Here is a 19,176-nt window from a genome sequence, read left to right on the forward strand (position 1 = left end):
GCGGGGCGGCGGAGCCGGCTGCCGGTGCGGGCGTGGCGCCGGGGGCTTGGGCGGGCGCACCCGCCGGGGCGGGGCCGCTTTCGCGGGCCGCTCGGCGGGCGGCCGGGCCCTCTTGGCCGCAGACCGCCCGGGGGACGGGTCCGTACTCGGATCCGCGGCCGTGCCCGTGTCCGCCGTGGGCCCTGGCAGCTTCCCGAGCGGCAGGGACGGGGACGCGGGCGGGTACGCCGTCGTCTCCGGGGCGCCGAGGGGAGGTACGGAGCCACGCACGGGCGCCGGAGCCTGCGGGCCGACGGATACACAGCCGGCGCTCGCGAGGAGCGCGAGGAGGGAGAGGGGCACGGCCCGGCGTAACTGCATCTCACCACCTTGCCGTACGGCCCGGCCGCCCGGGGCCGGACCTCACGCGTCCGGGTGACGCCGGTCCGACTCGGCCCGAGGGGGGCGGCGGGCAGCCGGGGCCGCGGAATCGATCCGCCACCGGGAGGGGCCGGAGCGGCCCCGCGAACGGGTCCGCCCCTCCCGGCCGGGAATGACTGGGCCGGACGGGGGGATGGGAACGGCAGTGCGGTGTGACGGGGGAGGCGCGACCCCCGGCGCCCCGCGCTGCCGTGCCCGCTCACCGACTGCCCGTACGGAGTACTCACCCATGACCGCAGCTGCCGCGCCCGGCGCCCCCGAGCCCGAGCCCGTCCCCGCGCCCGTTCCCGTCCCCGCGCCCGAGCCCGGCGCCCCCGCCCCGACGGCCTCTCCGCGCCCGCCGCCCCGCTCTTCGGCGCCGCCCTGATGCTCCTGGCCGCCGGCACCGTGTGGGCCACCGTGATGCGCCGTCCGACCGCCGCCGCCCTCGACTGACCACCGGGCGGGGAGACCGGCGCGCGGGGGACGGGGTACAGGGCGGATGGATGGGACGGATCGGGCGCCGGGCTTGACCGGGGCCGCCACGGGGGGAAAGAGTGCGCCGATCAAGAACCGCCGATGAGCTGCACTTCGGAGATACCTGAGATGTCCATATCCGTCCCCATATCCGTCCGTTCTTCGCTCGCCTCAGCCACGATCGGTGGTTCCTTCGCACTCACCGCGCCCGCTGCCGGTACCGCCACCGTCGCGCGGCGGCGCAGGGCCTGACCGGCCGGGTGGGGGCCGCCGCACGGCCGCGCCGGCCCCCACCTGCCGGGTGACGACATGTCCCACCACCCCGACGAGAGCGGGATCGTCCCCGACGACCGCCTGCTCATACGCCCGTACTTCGCCTCCTCGCCCGTACCCTCCCCGTCCTCCCCGTCGTCGCCGGCGCCGACGGCCCCTGCCTGGCCGCAGACCGGACCGGCCTCCTTCCCCGGCCCGGCGCCGGCCGGGGCGGCCGGTACCGCCGCCCCCGATGCCGGATCCGTTCTGCCGCCCGCTGCCGCTCCCGCGCGCGGTCCGGCTCCCGGTCTCGTTCCTGCCTCCGCTCCTGCTGCCCCGACCGCGCCGGTGCCGGTGCGCCACCGGCGGGACCGCCCCGGCCCGCTCCTGCCGGCTCCCCTCATCCTCACCCTCGCCGTGCTCGCGCTCGCCGGAACGGCCGGCTTGGTGTTCGTCATGAGCGGCCCCGACCCGGCGCCCCGGCGGGCCTCGCCGCCGCTCGGGCTCTCCGTGCCGGTGCTCCCGGCGCGCAGCCCGGACGGGGAGGCCTCCGCGCCGCAGCCCGATGCGTCCGCACGGTCCACCGGGCCCACGGCCACCCCCTCGGCCTCGCCCGAAGCGCCCAGCCGGGCATCGGCCAGCCCGAAGCCCGCGTCTTCGCCCGCCGCGGCGACCCCGCCGTCGACGGCTTCCGGGACGCTGCGACCGGGCGACCGCGGACCCGAGGTGAGCGCCCTGCAGGAACGGCTCTACGGGCAGGGGTTCACGTACGTCTCCGTCACCGGCGTCTACGACGGCCAGACCCGCCGCGGTGTCGCCCAGCTCCAGCGCGACCGGGGCATCACGGGAGACCCGCAGGGCGTCTACGGCCCGTACACGCGGGCGGCCTTCGGCTAGGTCCGGACGGGTGCTGGGAGGCCAGCAGGGCTCCGGCGGACCACGGCCGGGCGCCCCGGGCCGGGTCAGCGGCCGCCGGAGACCCGCAGGACGGCTCCCGTCGTGTACGAGGCGTCCGCGGACAGCAGCCAGGCGATGGCCCCCGCGACCTCCTCCGGTTGGCCGGGCCGCCCGAGCGGGATGGCGGCGGCGGACCGGGCCGGGCGGTCGGCATCGCCCATCGCCGCGTGCATGTCCGTCTCGATGATGCCGGGTGCGACGGCGTTGACCCGGATCCGGTCGGGGCGCCGAGCTCCTTGGCCAGCCCCAGGGTCAGCGCGTCGGTGGCGGCCTTCGTCGCCGCGTAGTGCACGTAGTCGCCGGGGCTGCCGAGCGTGGCGGCGGCCGAGGAGACGTTCACGATCGCCCCGCCGCCCGCCTCCGCCATGTCCCGGGCGGCCCGGCGGCAGCACAGCAGGTACCCCAGCAGGTTCACCTCGACCACGCGCCGCAGGTCCTCGGTCCTGGTGTCGGCGAGCCGTCCCAGCGGGCCGGTCACCCCGGCGTTGTTGACCAGCCCGGTCACGGCGCCGAGTTCGGCACTGGCGACGTCGAAGAGCCGCTCGACGCCGGACTCCTCGGCGGTGTCGCCGCGTACGGTCACACAGCGGGCGCCGGCGGCCCGTACGCGCTCGGCCACGGCCTCGGCGGCCGCCGCGTCGCGGACGTACCCGAGCGCCAGGTCATGGCCGTCGGCGGCCAGCCGCACGCAGGTCGCCGCGCCGATGCCTCGACTGCCGCCGGTGACGACGGTGACCGGACGAACTGACATGTGAGCCTCCTGGGTGCCTGGGCCGCGCCCTTCCAGACCATGATCGGGTACGGCGGGCGCGGCAGGCTAGCACCGGGATAAGCGATGGACCAGCGGAAATGGCAGGACGGAGACTTGGCGTCGCCGATGCGCACGACCGCACCACACCCGAGGAGCCCGCCATGTCCACCTTGCGAGTCACCGTCGAAGAGCTGACCGTCCACGAGCACCCGAACGCCGACGCGTTGGAGCTGGCTCAAGTGGGCCTCTACCGTGCCGTCGTCGCCAAAGGCGCCTACCGCACGGGTGACTTCGCGCTCTACATACCCGAGCAGGCCGTACTGCCCCGTGAGTTGATCGAGGAGCTCGGCTTGACCGGGCGGCTCGCCGGAAGCTCCTGCGACCGGGTCAAGGCGGTCCGGCTGCGCGGCGAACTCTCGCAGGGCCTGGTGTGCCGGCCGCGCGCGCTGGCCGGGGTCGACCTGGCCCGGGCGGCCGAGGAGGGCACGGACTTCGCCGAGTCGCTCGGCATCACCAAGTGGGCCCCGCCGGTCCCCACGACCATGAACGGCGAGATCGAGACCGCCCCCGACCTGATGCCGTGGGTGGACATCGAGAACCTCCAGCGCTACCCGGACCTCTTCGCACCCGGTGAGCCGGTCGTCCTCACCGAGAAACTGCACGGCACCGCCTGCCTGTTCACCTACGTCGTCGAAGGCGAGCGGGTCATGGTCTCCTCCAAGGGCTTCGGCTCGAAGTCGCTGGCGCTCAAGGAGGACGAGCGCAATGTGTACTGGCGGGCCGTACGGGGCCACGGTGTGGCGGACGTCGCCGCGAGCCTGGCCGTTCGGCTGGGCGCGAGCCGGGTCGGGATCTTCGGCGAGGTGTACGGCGCGGGCGTCCAGGACCTGGCGTACGGAACCAGCGTACGCACCGCCGATACGCCGCCCGGGTACGCCGTCTTCGACGTGTCCGCCGAGATCGACGGGCAGGTGCGGTGGCTGGACCCGGCGGCCGTGCTCCCGGACGGTGAACTGCCCTTGGTGCCACGGCTGTACGAGGGGCCGTACGACCTCGGTGCGGTGCTGGAGCTGGCGAGCGGCCGGGAGACCGTGTCGGGCCGGGCCCTGCACCTGCGCGAGGGGGTCGTCATCAGGCCGGCGACGGAGCGCTACAGCCCGGTGGTGGGCGGGCGGGCCATCGCCAAGGCGGTCAGCCCGGCGTACCTGACGCGCAAGGGCGGTACGGAGTACGAGTAATCCCGCCGGCCCGCCCCCCTGTCACTCGGCGCTCCGCCCCGCTCCGCCCCGCCCCGCTCCGCCCCGCTCCGCCCCGCTCCGCTCCGCCCCGCCCGCCCCGCCTCGTGGGGCGGGCGCGGCGTGCGTGGTGGGATGGTCGGGGCGGGGTCCACCAGCACACGGAGAGGTCGGGTACATGTCCCAGAACGGCCAGGGCAGCCAGGACACCATGCGGGCGATGGCGTACGAGACGTACGGCGGGACGGAGGTGCTCTCCGAGACACGGCTGCCGATGCCCAAGTTCGGGCCCGGAGAGATCCTCGTCAGAGTCAAGTACGCGGCGGTCAACCCCGTCGACTGGAAGATCATGGCGGGCGGGCTCGACGCCCTGATGGACGTCGTCTACCCGGTGGTCCCGGGCTGGGACGTCGCCGGCACCGTCGAGCGGGTCGGCATCGACGTCCCCGAGTTCGCCGAGGGCGACGAGGTCATGGCGTACGCCCGCAAGGACTACGTGCACGGCGGGACCTTCGCCGAGTTCGTCACGGTGCCCGTACGCGCCCTCGCGCACAAGCCCGCCTCGCTCGGCTGGGCCGAGGCCGCAGGGCTCCCGCTCGCCGGGCTCACCGCCTACCAGCTGCTCACCCGGCTCGGCACGGGCCGGGGCGACACCGTCCTGATCCACGGCGCGGCGGGCGGCGTCGGCTCCTTCGGCGTGCAGATCGCCCGCGCGCTGGGCGCCGACCGGGTCATCGGCACCGCCTCACCGCGCAACCACGACCGGGTGCGCGAGCTGGGCGCCGAGCCGGTCGCGTACGGGGACGGCCTGGCCGACCGGGTCGGTGCGATGGCACCCGACGGCGTCACCGTCGTCGCCGACTTCGTGGGCGGCGTCCTCGACGTCACGCGCCGGGTGCTGCACGATGACGGCCGGCACGCCTCCGTCGCCGATCCGACCGTGACGGGATCGGGCGGCGAGTGGATGTGGGTGCGCCCGGTCGGCAGCGACCTGGCCGAGCTGGGCCGGCTCGCCGACAGCGGGAAGCTCACGGTGACGGTCGCCGAGATCTTCCCGCTCGCCAAGGCGGCGGCTGCCTTCGAGCTGAGCCGAGCCGGCCACACCGCCGGAAAGATCGTCATCGAGGTCTGAGCACACGGAACCGCGGGGCGGCCGGTGGCCGCCCCGCGTGCGTACCGGGTCCGTGGCCGGCAACGACGGATGACCGGCGGATGACCGGCGGCTGACGGCGGATCACCGGCGGTGGCGATCGCGGCGCGCTTCACGGTAGGTCCGGCACCTCGCCGCACGCCGCCCAGGCGACCTCCACGCCCGCCAGGCCGGCCGACCACGGGGCGGTCAGGGCGGACAGGCGCGAGGCATCCGGCGGGGTGGCGCCGAGGCCGATCGCGTAGCGGGCCAGCGCCGGGCCGGCCTCGAAGGGGCGCGGCCAGGCATGGGCGTCCGTGACACCGGCGTCCTCCAGGGCGGCGAGCAGGGCCCGCATCCGGCCCCGCATCCGGCCCAGCGTCTCCTCGAACGCCCGCGTCCCGTCGGCGCGTACGGTCACCACCGCCCACGCCGCGTGCCGCCGGTGCAGCGGCGGAGTGGCCGCGGCGGTCAGGCGGCCGCCATCGCCCTCGTCCCCGCCCTCGTCCCCGCCGTCGCCCTCCAGCAGCTCCCACGCCCGGTACAGCTCCTGGACCAGCAGGTCCCGCAGCCCCGCCCCCACCTGAGCCGTGCAACTGCGCACCGGCTCCGAGGGGGTCAGAACCGTCACCGGATCCGGCCCGGCGGCGCGCCCGCCCGTGACCACCGCCGACAGCCCGATCGGCTCCCGCCAGTCCCAGGCCGCCCACATCCCGAAGAACTCCCGCAGCAGCGCGTCGGGTGCCAGGGCACCCGCCTCCCGGACCGTGCGCGCCGCGAGCACCGCCCACGCCAGCCCCGGCAGCCCCCCGAACGGCGCCGCGTCCAGCCCCCGGCCGTGCGCCCACGCCTTGACCTCCCGCGCCAGCCGGGCGAAGGCGGCATGCTCCGCCCCCACGAACTCCCGTAGGGCGTCGGCGTCGCTCACGGCGCTCAGCGCGACGGCGGCCGCCTCACCCAGCTCCGCCCGCCGCGCCACCGCCTGCGCCGGATCCAGCGCGCCGGTGGAGACCACCACCAGGTCCATGTCCAGCGTCCCGACGCGCAGGCGCAGCCCGGGCACCCGCGCGCCCGTCACCTCCCGCATCCGCCCGGCCTCCGGCAGCGCACCGGCGACCCGATCCCGTACGTCCTCGATCCCGGCCGTCCCCGGCAGCGCCGCCACCAGGTCCAGGTCCGCCCCCGGCAGCGCACAGCCCATGCGCCGGGATCCGGCCACGTGCACCACCGCGCCGTCCCCCAGGGCGGCCCCGATGCGTGCGGTGACCGACTCGGCGGCGCCGTGGGGCGCCGCCTCGGCGGGCCGGTTCGCGGCTTCCGGCATCCACCGCACCTCGCCCGTCCCCAGGGCCACCGTCGCGCGCGTCCGCATCGGCCCGTCCCCGCGGCGCGAGAGCACGGACAGCTCACCGACCCGCGCGGACACGCCACCGCCGAGCCGCGCCGCGAACTCGGCGACCGCCCGCTGGGGGTCCCGGCTGCGCCCCAGCGTGAGGTGCGGCGTATAGCCCTCGGACCCACCGGACCCACCGGACCCACCGGACCCACCGGACCCGCCCGACCCGCCTGCGCGGCGGCGGCACCCCGGGAACCGCTCCGCCAGCGCCCGCCGCAGCTCCTGCCACGGAGCCTCACCGGCCGCGGCGGGGTCCAGCCACACGGTGGCGTCCTCCCGGTGCCCGAAGCTGTGCACCCCCTCCAACCGGGCGGTGAACGGCGGGGCCCCCACGGCCACTTCGGCCAGCAGCGGCACAGCCGCCTCGAAGGAGGACTCCGGCACGAAGCCGAACAGCAGGTTCACGTGAGCCGGCCAGCGGTCGATCCGCGGGTCGTGCTCCCGGCGCAGGGCCTCGACCTCCGCCAGGGGCGGCGCGAGCCACGCCACCGCCGTCCGCGCGGTCGCCGGTACGTCGAGCCGAGCGGGCCCGCCGCCCCGCTCCCCGAACTCCACCGTCGCCTCCACCCCGAAGTGGTCGGAGATGAACAGCCCTTCGGACCCGGGGGAGTCCCCGCGCAGCGCCGCCCGTGTCACCCGCGCCCCGGCCGACCTCAGCAGTACGCGGTCCAGTCGGGCCGCCCGGCCCGACAGCGAGCTCACCGCGGCCAGCGGATTGGCCGCCGGATCGAAGGTCGGGGTGTCGTCCGACGGTCCGTGCATGTCGTTCCAGGCGTCCCGCAGCCCCAGCGCGGCGGCGGGCCCGTCCGCCCCGGAGCGGCCGTCGTTGAAGTCGCCCAGCAGTACCAGATCGGCTTCGACGCCCGCCAATCCCTCCGCGAGGCGCGTCAGTTCGGCCTGTCGGCGCGCCTCCCCGTTCTCGGTGTGATCGCTGCTCAGGTGAGTGGCGGCGACGACGAGGGCCCCGGCCGCGGTGTCCACGGTCACGGCGGTGACCGCCTTGTGCGGTCCGAGCACGTGCAGCCCCGCCTCCCGCACCGGCAGCCGGCTCAGCACGAGCAGCCCGCTCTCGGCGACCTCCGGCCCGTCCGGATCCGTGCTCAGCGTGTACCCGGCCCGCACCCACCGCGCTGCCAGCAGCATGCCGAGCAGCTCGGGTTCGACCTCCTGGAGCGCGATGACGTCGGCATCGGCGGCCGCCAGCTCGGCCAGCAGCAGCGGCCTGCGCCGGGCGGTGGCGATGCGCGGGGCGTCGTACCGGTCCCAGAGCGTGTTCCAGGTGAGCAGCCGCACCCTGCCGGGAGCCTCCGCCCTGTCGCGGGACCCGGCGCCCCCGGACTCCGCCCCGGACTCGGCCCCGGCAGGCCGCCAGGCACCACCGCCCGACGGATCCCACGCGTACGGCGTCCGGGCGGCGAAGAATGGCGCCCGCAGCAGCAGCGGATCGCGGACCCGCCCGGCGTCGGTGAGGTCGATCCGGTCCACGCCCGTGGCCCGGTCCCACACCAGCTCGCCGTCCGCCTCGACGAACAGGACCCGGTGCCACGGGATGTCACCGCCGGGCACGAAGGACGGCAGCGGGATCCGCTTCGGCGGCGCCCCGCGCTGGAGCAGCCCGAAGACGAACCTCGACGGGTCGAAGCGGGGGTCCCAGCGGACCCGGTGGTAGAGCTCCTCGCTGGTACGCATCAGCCGTTCTCGCCTTCCCCGCACGCATTCAGACCGCCCGCCGTGTCCCCGAGGGTCCCGTCCGCGCCGATGTACCACGTGCGGTGCGCCTCACCGGCACAGGGCGGGCTGAAGCGGTGCAGCTGCGCGGTCAGCACCCCCGGCGGTACCGGATGCGTCCGTACGGCATTGCGCCGCAGCAGCTCCCGCTCCTCGACGAGCACCACGGCGTGGGTGACCAGCGCGTCCCGGCGCCGGGCGACCGCGCCGACCGAGCCGCGCTGCCGGGCGGTGAGCGACGTGGCGTCCCACACCACCGTGCCACCGCGGGCCAGGGCGGCGTCCAGCCGGTCCAAGCCCTCCCGCAGCACGTCCGCGTTGGCCCGCTGGTCGGCACGGGAACCCCGGGCGGTGCGCAGATCGTCAAGACTGACGTACGCGTCCACACCGGTCAGGCCCTGGCCGAAGGTGCTCTTGCCGCTGCCCGAGGGCCCGCACAGCTGCACGAGCCGGGGGAAGGCTCCGTCGCGCCAGCGCCAGGTGGCCGCCACGGCTTCCTCCGCGGTGGTCACCCGTCCCTCCGCGAAGGCCTGGTGCGCCTCGGCCCAGCAGCGGTCGGCGGCTTCCGCGCCGAGCCCGGCGAGGGCCTCGCGCAGCCCGGTGCGCAAAAAACCCAGCGGGTCGGGGCCGAGCAGCCCCGCCTCCTCGGCGCACAGCGCGGACCACTCCACGCACTCCGGCGCTTCGGCCCCACCGGCGCTGCAGGCGTCCCCCGCCGAGGCGACTGCCCCGGCGAGCGCGTGCAGCACGCCGAGATCCACCGCGGCGGCCATCCGGACCAGCCCGGCCCGCCGCTCCGCGTCCGGGAACGGCCGCTGCAGGTACGGGTAGAGACCGACCAGGTCGGCCACCCGCCGCGCGAGAGGCATCCCGACGGACGCACCGAGCCCCGCCGCGATCGGGGCCCGCGGAACGCGGTGCAGTACGGCGGCCAGTACACCGGCCAGCCGTGCCTCTCCGGTCCGCCCCGACCCGTCCAGCCGGGCGGCCACCTCGGCGGCCACCGGCTCCGCGTCCCCCTGGGTCAGGTCCCCGTGGGCCGGGTCCCGTCCGTCCGCCCTGACGGCGGTCAGCAGCGCGGTCACGTCGGGTTCGGCCCCCGACCGGACCGCCCACAGCGGGGCCGCGGGCCCGAGCCCGTTCGCCACCACCGGCGCGTGCATCCAGTGCGTGCCGGTCTGCACATGGCCGCTGCGCACCCACTTGGCCAGGCACCGCCCGAAGTCCGCGCGCGCGAAGCCCGCCGCCGTCCGTACGACGTACCCCTCCTGCCGCGAGGTGTCGAGCTTCAGGGTCCGCAGCGCGCGCTCGTCGAAGGTGCCGCGCCACAGCACGCGCGGGCTGGGCACCCCGAGGCCCCGTAGGAAGCGCACGGTCCGGTCCCAGTCCAGGCAGTACTCCCCGTCCCACACCGAGAACCCGTAGAACCAGCTGTCCAGGTCCTCGTAGGGCAGGGAGTGCCGGGCGTACAGATTCTCCCCGCACACCCGCCAGCCCGCCGGGATGCTCGCGCCGATCCGGCCCTGGAGGCCCTTGACCCACGCCCGCGAGGGATGGTGCGCGGAGTCGAGCGAGCGCGCGTGCAGGCCGTCCGCGTACAGCGTCGTGTTCTCCCCGTCGAGCTTCTCGGTCACCACGACCTCGCGCCCGGCCAGCCCCGCGAACCCGGAGGCCCGCACGTCGTCGGCGGCCGCTCCGGGGGACCACGGCAGATGCGGCGTACGGGGGTACTGCGTGCGCATGACTGCTCCTGCTCGATGATCTGATACCCGTCACTCTACGTATCCGTCGCAGGGGCAGCCACCCATTAACCCCGGCGCCGACCACCACGCCATTGACGACGCACTCTGGCCGGGCCGCCTGGTCAACCAGCAGATGCGCAACGCGGTCATCTCCCGCACCCGGTCCTGGCCAGGCAAGAACGCCGCCGGAGATGCTTACTTCCCGCGGGTCCAGGACACCGGTGACAGCCGCTACCGCCTCGCCCCGGCCGTCACCTGCGACGGGCGGAACTTCCAGTACCTCGCCCGCATCGGCCTTGCCCGCCACGACGAAGACGGCGACCTCTCCCTGCGCCGCGCCCTCGCGCTCGTCCGCGGCAGGCCCTTCGCCGCCATCGATCCCCAGCGCTACGCCTGGGCCGAGCCGGCCGTCCAGGAGATGGTCTCGGCCATCGCCGACGTCGCCTACGAGCTGTCCACCCGCCGCCAGGAGGCTGCGGACTACACCGGCGCTCTCTGGGCCGCGCACCAGGGGCTTCTCGCCGCCGAGGAGAACGAGCTCCTGCACCGTCAGGTCTTCCTCGCCCACCACGGGGCCGGAGACGTGGACGCCCTCCGCGAAGCCGCGGCCCGGCTGGCCCGCATCAACGAGGGACTGGGCGGGGGTGTGGACATGGAGGCAGAGACCGCCCAACTGCTGCGCACCCTGTTGCCGCGCACGCCCGTGACACGTTAGGGATGTAGGGTCCGCGGTTTCGTGAGCACCGTCGGCCGACCATGAGCACTGTCCGAGCAAAGGATGCGAACAGCTGAGGATCGAACGGTGGGGCTTTGCTGCTGACTCCGCGGAGATCGCGCGGGATCTCGAACAGGTACAGCTCGTCACGTACCTCGCCCTGACCCGTCGTCGGTCACGGCCTTGCTGGAGCCGTCGCCGTATCTGCGTTCCGAGGGAACGCGAGTCTGCGAATACGCGAGCGAGCCCCGGACCACATCGGTCCGGGTGTGACTGAGCGCTCCAGTTGGCGGGATGTGCCATCTGAAGCGCTCAGTCGCGGCTGGGCCGCCCGGACGGCTTTCACCCGCTGGGCTGCGGTGAACCTGGGCAGGATCCCGGCGGTGATGATCTGCACACGTCCGCCCGTGACGGCGCACCCACTGCCCAGCGTCCCGCCGTTCCAGGTCGGCCCGCAGCATGTCCGCCAGGGCGAGGAGCATCGGCAAGTGCCGCTCGAGCACCATCGAGTTCGGGCAGTCCAGGCAGGTCAGGAAACGACTCGCGGCAGCGCCCTCCGTGAACGTCCAGGACGGCACGTGTCCTATTTCCCAGGGACCGCCCCGAGGCCGGGCTACCGCTGGCGCATGCCCCGGCCCGCCAGGCTCAGTAAGGCCTCGCCCACTGGCTCCGCGAGGGTCGGGTGAATGGGGCGTGTCGGGCGACGCCCGCCGCTCCCGCGCCTCAGCCCACGATCAGCTGGCTCACGGCGGTTACTTCGGCCCGACCAGGCGGAATGAGCACTTGTGACAAGCCGTGTACCTCACTGATGACAAGCAGGCTGCTTCGACCCGTCCAATGCACCAGCTCATCCGGCTCTGCCGGTGACAACTACTGTGCTTCGGCTCACTGTGGTCGGGTAGTTCAGTTGGCGAGTCAGCGATTGAGTTGGCGAACTGAGGTTCGAAGTTGGCGGCTCTGGACCTGGTGGCGTCCCGTGCGTCGTTCATGTTCCGGCCGCGCAGCCGGTGGCGGGCGTCCAGTGGGCGTCAGTGGCCCGGGTTGCGGTGTCGAGACACGTCGTAGAGCAGCCAGTGATACGGGGAGCTCTCGTCTGTAGGATCCAGGCCGCTCAGAACATCGTCGCCTCGCGGATCGTCACGTAGAGCGAGCCGGGCCGCGGCCTCCACTCGGACGCTCTCGTCCGCGTCCGCGAGACAAGTCGCGAGTGTGTCCGAGGCATGCACCGTGTGTGGCGGAGCAAAGGCAAGGGCCGTACAGGCCGCTCGGCGGACCGCCGCATCCTTGTCTCCGGTGCGTTCCAAGATGGCGGCGAGCGCCTCGGGGCTCTCCATTTTCAGAGCAGGGCCCAGTCCACCGATCGCCCACTGCCGGACCTTGCCATCGAAGTGACGGGTGAGGGCAGGCAGTGGTTCGCCGGCGCGCGGATCGAGGGCATCAGCCAGACCGGCGGTGAGTGACCACGTCACACGGGGGTCCGGTTCGCGTGCCACCCAGGGCAGGAACAGGTCGACGAGCGGTCCGTCGAACGGTGAGTCGTCGCCCTCGTCGAAGAGATTGATCATGCGCAGCAGTTCTGCGCCGAAGTACCGCTCCAACGGGTTGGGCCGTTGGTGCAGGGCGGCGGCCGCGGCCCAGACGGCGGGATCGTGCCGCTGCTGGAGTACGTACGTCGTCTCCCACCACACTTCGTGGCTGACATCCGGTTCGGTCAGCGCGCGGGACAGCAGCTCGTCGAAGGGCACGGAGATGCCGTACCGCGGCTCCAGCGAAGTGAGGATCGCAGTGTGCCCCGTCCTGACCGTCACGCCCCCTAGGGACAGCTCCTCGCAGGTCGTTCCCGACTCAAACCGGACGGTTCTGCGGCCGACCGGGCCCGGCCGCCCGCTTCTGCGGCGCAGCTCCGTCACGCCGCCTGTCTCGTGCCAGTACCGGGCCAGTGTCAGAGCGTCACGTCCCTCGGCATCCTTGATCCACAGGTGCGCTCCGTGGCTGATGAGGGTGTTTGTGATGTCGCAGGCACCGTTGTCGATTGCGCGCAGCAGCGGGGTGCGTCCGTCGGCGCCGACGCGTTCCAGCCGGGCTGACCTCATCAAGGCCTCGACGACCGGCAAGTTGAAGGTATCCACCGCCAGGCTCAGTGCGGGGGTGCCGTGCTCGTCGGCGGTGTCGGGGTCCGCTCCTGCTTCCAGCAGTGCCTCCACTGCCTGCGCGTCCCCGCTCTGTACCGCCCCTATGAGTGGCTCCATGCCCATTTCCCGCCCTCGCTCCGCGCACTACCTGCCCGTCACAGGTCGAGACGGGGACCAGGAGAGCGTAGGCGGGGCGCGGCCAGTCGTGTGCGGTCTCGCTCTAGGCGTCCCATGGTGGAGGACCAAGGCGCCGGGCTGGAGGGCCACGCTTGGCGAAACTCGCCAACTGAAGTCCACGCCACCAATCGGTCGGGGCGCGGGGCGGTCCGGCTTGATCGGAAGCATGGCGAGTACCGGACCGGTGACTGTTGGTGGCGTTCGGGTACTGCTGTGTCGCCGCGGGAATGCCGGGGCGGAGAAACGGCTCTCTCCAGTGCCGCCGCCGAGAGGCGCCCCCAGCGGCCCCGGCCGCCTGCTGTTCGCGTTCTTCGCGGCGAGAACAGGTCGGCGCCCCGCCGGCCACGGGGGCGCAGTGTCAGCGTGGTCCGGAGCCTGCCCGTGCAGTCCACACCCTGAAGCACTGCTCGCCTGGTTCTCATACGCGGGTGGCGTGGAGAGTTTCGAGGACGAAGGCGGCGTGGGTGGAGTCGTCGGTGACGCGGGTGCGGTGGGAGTCGCGGTGGTGCCAGTGGCGGGTCAGGACGCCGGTGGTGTCGACGTAGATGATCTCGCCCGGCTTGGGGTTTTCGGTGGTGTCGGGTTCGCCGAGCGGGTTGAACTCCTCGGCGCCGACCAGCCCGTCCGCGACTACCTCCAGGCCCTCGCCCGCAGAACAGCTCGAGCAGCGCAGCCTTGACCTGCACCACACACAGGACCCAGTCGGCCGCCCCGCACCTGTCACGGAATAGACGCCCCCGCATCGTCCAAGGAGACCTCATGCGCTGGGTCTCTCTGCCATGCGAAGCGGCCCGCGTCGGCCTGTGGCGTGCGTCTCCGCGCTGCCCGGGGGAACAATCGAAAGGACACACTCGAGAGGCGGTGCTGCAATGGGATGGGCTTCTTGGACGACCACAGGCGTTTTCGCGGGTGCCGGAGGCGTGCGTACAGAAGAATTGGGGATCATCACTGGTGACCTCACCATCCACACCACCTGGATGGCCGGTCACGCCGACTTGGCCGTGCAGTACACGGGCTCATCGGAATGGCTCACCCTGTACGGAAGCCCTCTGGAATGCGCCTCGGAGGAGGAGAGCAGGGAGCTCCATCAAGCGGTCGTGGAAGCAGTACGCCGCGGAGGAGGCATGGACACCTCCCTTGCAGGGGGTGCCCCCGCCGCTGCGGGCGAGCTCGATTCGGCCGCTGTCGGCCAGCGGCCAGAAGGCCCTGTAGCGTCCGAGAGGTAGTAGGCGACTGGCCGCAGCGCGGGAGTGGGGCGACAGCAGATACGGCGCGTCCCCGTGCACGCCGGTGCTCGATGTTGCGAGAGGCCCTGAGTATCAGGTTTCCGTCTCAGCGGCTCGGGAATCCGCCCTATGTCATTACTGGTGAAGAGGACATCAGCAGGTAAGGAGCGGTCTGATGAGCGAATCCGGGCAAGAGCATGGCGAACACGAAACGCCTCTCGAGCGCGTAACCGGCGAAAAGGATGTGCATCCGGAGGAGGAGCGGGCATCGGCTGATGTGAGTGAAGCAGAGGGTGCGGAGGAGGAGGACAGTACCCCAACGGATTCGGGCTCCTGATTACGACGGCTCGCCCCAAGTCCGATCGGCGACCACATGCAGCCGCTCCGGGAGGCGATCGGAAACCCCCGCCGCGAGGCGGCCGACGCCCGGGAAAGGGAGGAGGCCAGGGCCCGCCAGGAGGAGTACCGGGACAAGTACGGCGGGCGGCCGAGCAGCAGGCAGGCAGAAGGCACCCGGGCGTGAGGCCCGCCTCCGCCTTCCCATCTGCGCCGACTGCGGGGCGAAGCTCGACGACAACCGCTGGAACGGCCACGACCTGCCCGAAGCCGGTGCCGAGATGGCACCCGACGCTGTGGGAGCCGTGCGACAAGAAGACCATCGCAGCCGTGACCAGGCCGAGCGCGACCGCTGGGGCAGGAGGCGGCCGCGGCGACCGCAGAGAAGGCTGACGGCCGGCTCTCCCTTTCCGCCCAGGACAAGCCCCCTGACAGCCGGTAGGCCCCCGCCAACAGCGTGGACAAGCACAAGGCAACCCTGGGCAAGCCCCCGATTCGGGCCACCGCCCTACCCGGGGTGGGGAGCGTGCAGAGAGGGCTCTCCGAGGACCCTGGTGGGCGATTGGAGCCCGACACGCTGCCACCACAGGCCAGCCGCGTCGAGGAACTGATGGTCAGCCGGTGATTGGTCGCGTTGAAGGGGGCAATACCTTCAACCGGCCCACTTCGTAGCTGAATTCAGCGTGGTACAGCGGACCCCAACGGCGGACCCCAACCCTGCACCGGCAGCTCAAGGTTTCGTGCCTGACCGGCCGGTACGTTGGAATGTCCGCGGGCCGTCCTCGGACCAACGGACCGCAACGGGCCCACCGTCGACATCGGCGTCGGCCCTGATGATCCGCAGCTCAAGCAGGGGCTCGGAGCTTGGTTGACCACCTCGCCCCGCGCCCCGCCTATGACGGACACCACCAGTCGTGCCTGTGCCGCTTGCCTGTCGGTCTCGTCCTTACGCCGCATCTTTACCTCGTGCACGGCCAACCAGCAGGCCACGCCTGTCGCAGCTGTTGTTGCGATCGCGCTGGCCGCGTCCTAGAAGTCACTCATGCCTGGACCCTGGACCCAGCGCAATGATCGGACTCCACGATCTGCTTCTCCTCGAAGTGGCCCGACGCCTGGAACAGGGCAGCGATGTAACAGCCGCCGGGCTGGACTACTTTCCCGTGCATGGAGACGTCGCTGCGGCCCTCACGGCCGCCATGTCGGCTCAGGGGGGCCCGACCGGTGACGAAGAGTAGGGCCCATGGGCGACGTGGTGGCGGTGGTTTCACTGCACTGTGAGAGCCGAGCGGTCGGTACCGGGCTTTACATGGGGTAGCAGGTGCCGCCGCGGACCATGTCGAGGTGCATGGCGACAATGGGCCGTGCCTTCTGGGCGGCGTTCGTGACGGCGGTGTCGGTGCCCGCGCGGATTTGCTGGTCGATCAGTGCGAGGGTCTCGGTGTGGGCGGCTTCCTGGTCGGCGAGCCAGGCCGCGTCGTATCCGGCCGTTCCCGCCTTCTCCTGGACCGCCTTCAGCTTCTGCTGCTGCTCGGCCGTGGGCGCGGTGGGCAGCGTCATCTTCGCCTTTGAGGCGACTGCCTTCAGGTCCGTGTCGAGCTTTTGGTGATCGGTGACGAGTTTTGCGCCCACGTCTTTCACACACGAGGTCGTGGCGTTCGTTCGGGCATCGTTGCCGGCGGCTATCTCCGCCAGGTTGCCTTGGTGGGCGGACCGTACGAATGCGGTGTCCTGGTCGCCGGCGGGTACGGCGGCCAGCGCCGCGGGCCCCCAGACCCCGGTCACTCCCAAGGTCGCGGCAGCCGCAATGGTCAACATGCGCTTGCGCATGGCGCTCATCTCCATCCACGCGGCCTGGGCCCGAAGAGCCACGCGTGCGACCGCGTCCTGCCCGGCGCCTACCCGGTCGGCGCGCGCCAAACGAAGAGCCCCAACATTAGCGGCCATACCCAGTACCGCCCTGGACGGCCGGGGTCCTCGCCCACCCGACTGCCGTAGTCAGCGGCAGAGGTGCCTGGCGCCCGGCGAGGGCATGTGCGGGGCAAGGCTCCGGTAGCGCTGCCACATGCCGTGGGCCTGCTCGGCAGGGCGCTGCGATTCCAGGTGGAGGGCGCCCAGGATGAGCGGGCCGCCGGTCAGGGCCGGCACACCCCACTGGGCGCAGGCGAGGTAATGCTCGCCTTCTTGGTGCCGAAGGGGTGCCGCTCGCCCTTCTCGGGGTCCAGGGGGTTCCCGGAGGAGGCCCAGCTCGATCTTCGTGCCCGGCATGCGCGCGTAACGCGGTTGCGGCGAGGGCGGCGCCCGTGAGGACGGTCTCGGCGAGCGTGCAGGCGGCAACACCCGGCTGGGCGGCGACGCGGGCTGCGCTGGGCGGCGAGCAGGCCGCTGGAGCTGACGAGATGAAGGCCGATCGCGGCGGCGTTGACCGGGGTCGACTTCGCCCCACCGGAGCTCGCGATCCGCGCCCCCTCCTCCCACTCGCCCCCTGGCTCTTCGCGGCGCCGTTGAGGCCGACCGCTCCCATCAGCGAGCCGGCGAACCAGACGGCCAGACCCACACCGCGAAGGCTGCGCAGGACGGTGTTGCGTTCGGACATGGGATGGCTCTTGCGGCGCGGTACGGAGCGCCGACAGGCCCGCCGACGCTCCGGCCACCGTCCCCTGCGGAGCCGGGCACCGCCATGATGTCGTGTGGCGCCATCCTCGAGTCCCGCCGGGCCGCCGGCGTTCCGGCGCAGCCGTCCGGGGCCCCGCATCATCGGTGCGCCCCGCGCCAGCCGAAAGAGTGCGGCACGTCCCGGCAGGTGGCAGTCTGGCAGGTAGTCATTCGCGCACCCGAGGGAGTCGACATCATGGCCGGTACTCCAGACAAGGACCAGGAGCCGGGCCGGGGCCGCGAAAAGCAGGACCGTCTGGGACCTCCCGGCCAGGACCCCGTGCACTCGCGCCACCCATCCAGCGAGCCGGGTGTCGAGGCGTCCTCCCCCCGCTTGGAGGATGACAGGAGGCGCGACGCGGAAGACCTGCGTGACGAGCACCTCTGAACAGTTGAAGCACCGCGCGCCCAGGGCTGGCCACCGCCGCGGCTCCGCGTACGGGCGTGGGTCCCCGGGCTGCCGCAGCCCCTGGGGCCCACGACCAGCTCACCCTGCCTCGGGGCGCTGAGGGACAACCCCGCCGATGTGCACGGCAGCTCGGCAGCTGCCGCGACGCCTCGCCGCGCCGACATCAGCGGCGGTGCGCGCGACGATCCCCTCCTCGGCCCATCCGTACGTGGTGTCTCCCGCCGCCCGAGGCGAACTCCCTTCTACGCATAGGTCCAGAAGCTGGAAACGGGTCTGGCCGTGCAGGAAGCGTCCATGACCGGAGCGCAGGCAACGCAGGCAGCCGCACAGGCCGGGATGACCTCAACGTTCGCCGCCACCCAGAGTGGGACCTGGGCGGTCATGGCCACGGGCAGCGCCGCTCTGATCATCGGAATTTTCCTCGGCATGGCCATCGCCAAGGATTGACGGCCACTCCCGCCCTACAGGGAACACCGTTCACTTGCTCCGCCCCCGGCCACGGTCCGGCGGGGGAGGCCCGCTACGAAGAGCTGAATTGAGTGCCGCCCTCGGCGTAACACAGCCATCGCCCCCGCGGTCAAGCCCGCCGTCGCCGAGGCCGCAGCGGCCACGGCGGATGCTGCTGCGATGTCCCCGCTTGCAGCGCTTCCCACCGAGCAGGCAGCCGCCCCGTCCCGCACGCGGCGGTGAAGGCCGCATCCGCACGCGGCTGACGGCCGGTGGGTCGGGCCGCTTCATGACCCGCAGCAGCGTCGTGCGGCTGGTGGTGAAGCTGCCCGGCTCCTGGCCGGCCGCGGCATGACGACGGGCAGTTGCTCTTGGTCGAGCGTGTGCGGCCGGGGTAGATCAGGCAAAGTCGGCTGCCTGCTGACCGACCGGGACCGGCTCACGAGCAGTCATGTGAGGGCCAGCAGGATGGCGGCCGCGCAGCAGACGGCGCAGACCATCACACAGATACCGACAACCCGCTGGCGCAGAGCGGCGTAGCGGTGGCTGTATTCAGCTTGGAGTTCTTCCGCGCGTCCCACCACGGCGCGGAGTATCTGTTTGCGCAGCCGCAGGTGGTGCTCGGCGAAGCGGGCGGCGATCTCCTGTTGCTCGTGGGAGCCGAGCCAGGACAGCCCGCTGGCGAAGGCTTGCCCTTCGTGGTCGGCTTCGTGCAGGGCGGCCTGGCTCATGAGATAGCCCTCGAGGCGGGACAGCCCCGCCGCGGTCTCACGCGTTCGCTTTCTCATGACGCCCTACTGGGCTTGCTCGTGGCCAGAGCCGGATACGGAGCCCCGAGGTGCGGAGGCGTTGTCCTGGTCGATGACGTCCCGCTTGTGATCGCCTTCCCACTCCAGAGCCGCGATCTCGGGGTAGTGAAGGTCGAAGGCCGGTGACTCGGAGCGCACCCTGGGGAGGGTGACGAAGTTGTGCCGCGGCGGGGGGCAGGACGTCGCCCATTCCAGGGAGCGGCCGAA

The 19,176-nt window shown here is 72.8% G+C and carries 14 protein-coding genes and 3 pseudogenes; 8 read left to right on the forward strand and 9 right to left on the reverse strand.

Annotation, left to right across the window (positions count from 1 at the left end):
* The first annotated feature begins 1,185 nt into the window (after positions 1–1,185).
* Positions 1,186–2,025 carry a peptidoglycan-binding protein gene (locus ABZX75_RS29445; RefSeq protein ID WP_355415811.1) on the forward strand — a complete coding sequence of 280 codons (840 nt, stop codon included), beginning with the start codon at positions 1,186–1,188 and terminating at the stop codon, positions 2,023–2,025.
* A 65-nt stretch (positions 2,026–2,090) separates the two neighbouring features.
* On the opposite strand, the pseudogene ABZX75_RS29450 reads toward ABZX75_RS29445, so the two are convergent.
* Positions 2,091–2,836: pseudogene (locus tag ABZX75_RS29450) on the reverse strand (SDR family oxidoreductase).
* A gap of 161 nt (positions 2,837–2,997) precedes the next feature.
* Between ABZX75_RS29450 and ABZX75_RS29455 the strand changes: the two are divergent.
* Both ABZX75_RS29455 and ABZX75_RS29460 read left to right on the forward strand, forming a co-directional pair.
* The gene (locus ABZX75_RS29455; RefSeq protein ID WP_355415813.1) at positions 2,998–4,074 is read left to right on the forward strand and encodes an RNA ligase (ATP); all 1,077 of its coding nucleotides are present in this window, start codon (positions 2,998–3,000) and stop codon (positions 4,072–4,074) included.
* Between the two features lie 208 nt (positions 4,075–4,282).
* A complete protein-coding gene (locus ABZX75_RS29460; protein ID WP_355415837.1) occupies positions 4,283–5,203 on the forward strand; it encodes an NADP-dependent oxidoreductase in 921 nt (306 codons plus the stop codon).
* A gap of 130 nt (positions 5,204–5,333) precedes the next feature.
* Here the strand turns inward: ABZX75_RS29460 and ABZX75_RS29465 are convergent, their stop codons facing one another.
* Positions 5,334–8,285, reverse strand: a complete 2,952-nt coding sequence (locus tag ABZX75_RS29465) for a poly(A) polymerase (RefSeq protein ID WP_355415815.1) — start codon at positions 8,283–8,285, stop codon at positions 5,334–5,336.
* Positions 8,285–10,066, reverse strand: a complete 1,782-nt coding sequence (locus tag ABZX75_RS29470; RefSeq protein ID WP_355415817.1) for an RNA ligase family protein — start codon at positions 10,064–10,066, stop codon at positions 8,285–8,287. The genes ABZX75_RS29465 and ABZX75_RS29470 overlap by 1 nt, the downstream gene beginning before the upstream one ends.
* Before the next feature lie 133 nt (positions 10,067–10,199).
* Here ABZX75_RS29470 and ABZX75_RS29475 point away from each other — a divergent pair, with 133 nt between their 5' ends.
* Entirely contained in the window at positions 10,200–10,781 is a 582-nt protein-coding gene (locus ABZX75_RS29475) for a bacterial transcriptional activator domain-containing protein (RefSeq protein ID WP_355415819.1), read from the forward strand.
* Between the two features lie 1,028 nt (positions 10,782–11,809).
* Here the strand turns inward: ABZX75_RS29475 and ABZX75_RS29480 are convergent.
* Positions 11,810–13,036 carry a HEAT repeat domain-containing protein gene (locus ABZX75_RS29480; RefSeq protein WP_355415821.1) on the reverse strand — a complete coding sequence of 409 codons (1,227 nt, stop codon included), beginning with the start codon at positions 13,034–13,036 and terminating at the stop codon, positions 11,810–11,812.
* A gap of 478 nt (positions 13,037–13,514) precedes the next feature.
* Positions 13,515–13,703 (reverse strand): annotated as a pseudogene (locus ABZX75_RS29485) (hypothetical protein); the annotation flags it as partial.
* 256 nt (positions 13,704–13,959) lie between these two features.
* Here ABZX75_RS29485 and ABZX75_RS29490 point away from each other — a divergent pair.
* The 3 genes from ABZX75_RS29490 (at position 13,960) to ABZX75_RS29500 (ending at position 14,839) form a co-directional block, all read left to right on the forward strand.
* Positions 13,960–14,316 (forward strand): hypothetical protein, encoded by a 357-nt coding sequence (locus ABZX75_RS29490; RefSeq protein WP_355415823.1) that lies wholly within the window; start codon positions 13,960–13,962, stop codon positions 14,314–14,316.
* A 175-nt stretch (positions 14,317–14,491) separates the two neighbouring features.
* A complete protein-coding gene (locus ABZX75_RS29495; RefSeq protein ID WP_355415825.1) occupies positions 14,492–14,653 on the forward strand; it encodes a hypothetical protein in 162 nt (53 codons plus the stop codon).
* A gap of 36 nt (positions 14,654–14,689) precedes the next feature.
* The gene (locus ABZX75_RS29500; protein ID WP_355415827.1) at positions 14,690–14,839 is read left to right on the forward strand and encodes a hypothetical protein; all 150 of its coding nucleotides are present in this window, start codon (positions 14,690–14,692) and stop codon (positions 14,837–14,839) included.
* A 1,115-nt stretch (positions 14,840–15,954) separates the two neighbouring features.
* Here the strand turns inward: ABZX75_RS29500 and ABZX75_RS29505 are convergent.
* Both ABZX75_RS29505 and ABZX75_RS29510 read right to left on the reverse strand, forming a co-directional pair.
* Positions 15,955–16,569 (reverse strand): DUF4142 domain-containing protein, encoded by a 615-nt coding sequence (locus ABZX75_RS29505; RefSeq protein ID WP_355415829.1) that lies wholly within the window; start codon positions 16,567–16,569, stop codon positions 15,955–15,957.
* 78 nt (positions 16,570–16,647) lie between these two features.
* The gene (locus ABZX75_RS29510; protein WP_355415831.1) at positions 16,648–16,797 is read right to left on the reverse strand and encodes a hypothetical protein; all 150 of its coding nucleotides are present in this window, start codon (positions 16,795–16,797) and stop codon (positions 16,648–16,650) included.
* Between the two features lie 1,210 nt (positions 16,798–18,007).
* Between ABZX75_RS29510 and ABZX75_RS29515 the strand changes: the two genes are divergently transcribed.
* On the forward strand, positions 18,008–18,160 hold the full coding sequence (locus ABZX75_RS29515; protein ID WP_355415833.1) for a hypothetical protein: 153 nt from the start codon (positions 18,008–18,010) through the stop codon (positions 18,158–18,160).
* A 449-nt stretch (positions 18,161–18,609) separates the two neighbouring features.
* On the opposite strand, the gene ABZX75_RS29520 is transcribed toward ABZX75_RS29515, so the two are convergent.
* Positions 18,610–18,948 carry a hypothetical protein gene (locus ABZX75_RS29520; protein ID WP_355415835.1) on the reverse strand — a complete coding sequence of 113 codons (339 nt, stop codon included), beginning with the start codon at positions 18,946–18,948 and terminating at the stop codon, positions 18,610–18,612.
* Positions 18,949–18,954: 6 nt separating this feature from the next.
* Positions 18,955–19,176, reverse strand: a pseudogene (locus ABZX75_RS29525) (hypothetical protein); the annotation flags it as partial.

The sequence above is a fragment of the Streptomyces sp. NPDC003038 genome, from assembly GCF_040611115.1.
GTDB lineage: Bacteria > Actinomycetota > Actinomycetes > Streptomycetales > Streptomycetaceae > Streptomyces.

Excerpts from the sequence above, each read along its gene's own strand:
- ABZX75_RS29445 (WP_355415811.1), top strand. The coding sequence starts at position 1,186 with ATGTCCCACCACCCCGACGAGAGCGGGATCGTCCCCGACGACCGCCTG.
- ABZX75_RS29455 (WP_355415813.1), top strand. The coding sequence starts at position 2,998 with ATGTCCACCTTGCGAGTCACCGTCGAAGAGCTGACCGTCCACGAGCAC.
- ABZX75_RS29460 (WP_355415837.1), top strand. The coding sequence starts at position 4,283 with ATGCGGGCGATGGCGTACGAGACGTACGGCGGGACGGAGGTGCTCTCC.
- ABZX75_RS29465 (WP_355415815.1), bottom strand. The coding sequence starts at position 8,285 with ATGCGTACCAGCGAGGAGCTCTACCACCGGGTCCGCTGGGACCCCCGC.
- ABZX75_RS29470 (WP_355415817.1), bottom strand. The coding sequence starts at position 10,066 with ATGCGCACGCAGTACCCCCGTACGCCGCATCTGCCGTGGTCCCCCGGA.
- ABZX75_RS29475 (WP_355415819.1), top strand. The coding sequence starts at position 10,200 with ATGCGCAACGCGGTCATCTCCCGCACCCGGTCCTGGCCAGGCAAGAAC.
- ABZX75_RS29480 (WP_355415821.1), bottom strand. The coding sequence starts at position 13,036 with ATGGGCATGGAGCCACTCATAGGGGCGGTACAGAGCGGGGACGCGCAG.
- ABZX75_RS29490 (WP_355415823.1), top strand. The coding sequence starts at position 13,960 with ATGGGATGGGCTTCTTGGACGACCACAGGCGTTTTCGCGGGTGCCGGA.
- ABZX75_RS29495 (WP_355415825.1), top strand. The coding sequence starts at position 14,492 with ATGAGCGAATCCGGGCAAGAGCATGGCGAACACGAAACGCCTCTCGAG.
- ABZX75_RS29500 (WP_355415827.1), top strand. The coding sequence starts at position 14,690 with ATGCAGCCGCTCCGGGAGGCGATCGGAAACCCCCGCCGCGAGGCGGCC.
- ABZX75_RS29515 (WP_355415833.1), top strand. The coding sequence starts at position 18,008 with ATGACCGGAGCGCAGGCAACGCAGGCAGCCGCACAGGCCGGGATGACC.
- ABZX75_RS29520 (WP_355415835.1), bottom strand. The coding sequence starts at position 18,948 with ATGAGAAAGCGAACGCGTGAGACCGCGGCGGGGCTGTCCCGCCTCGAG.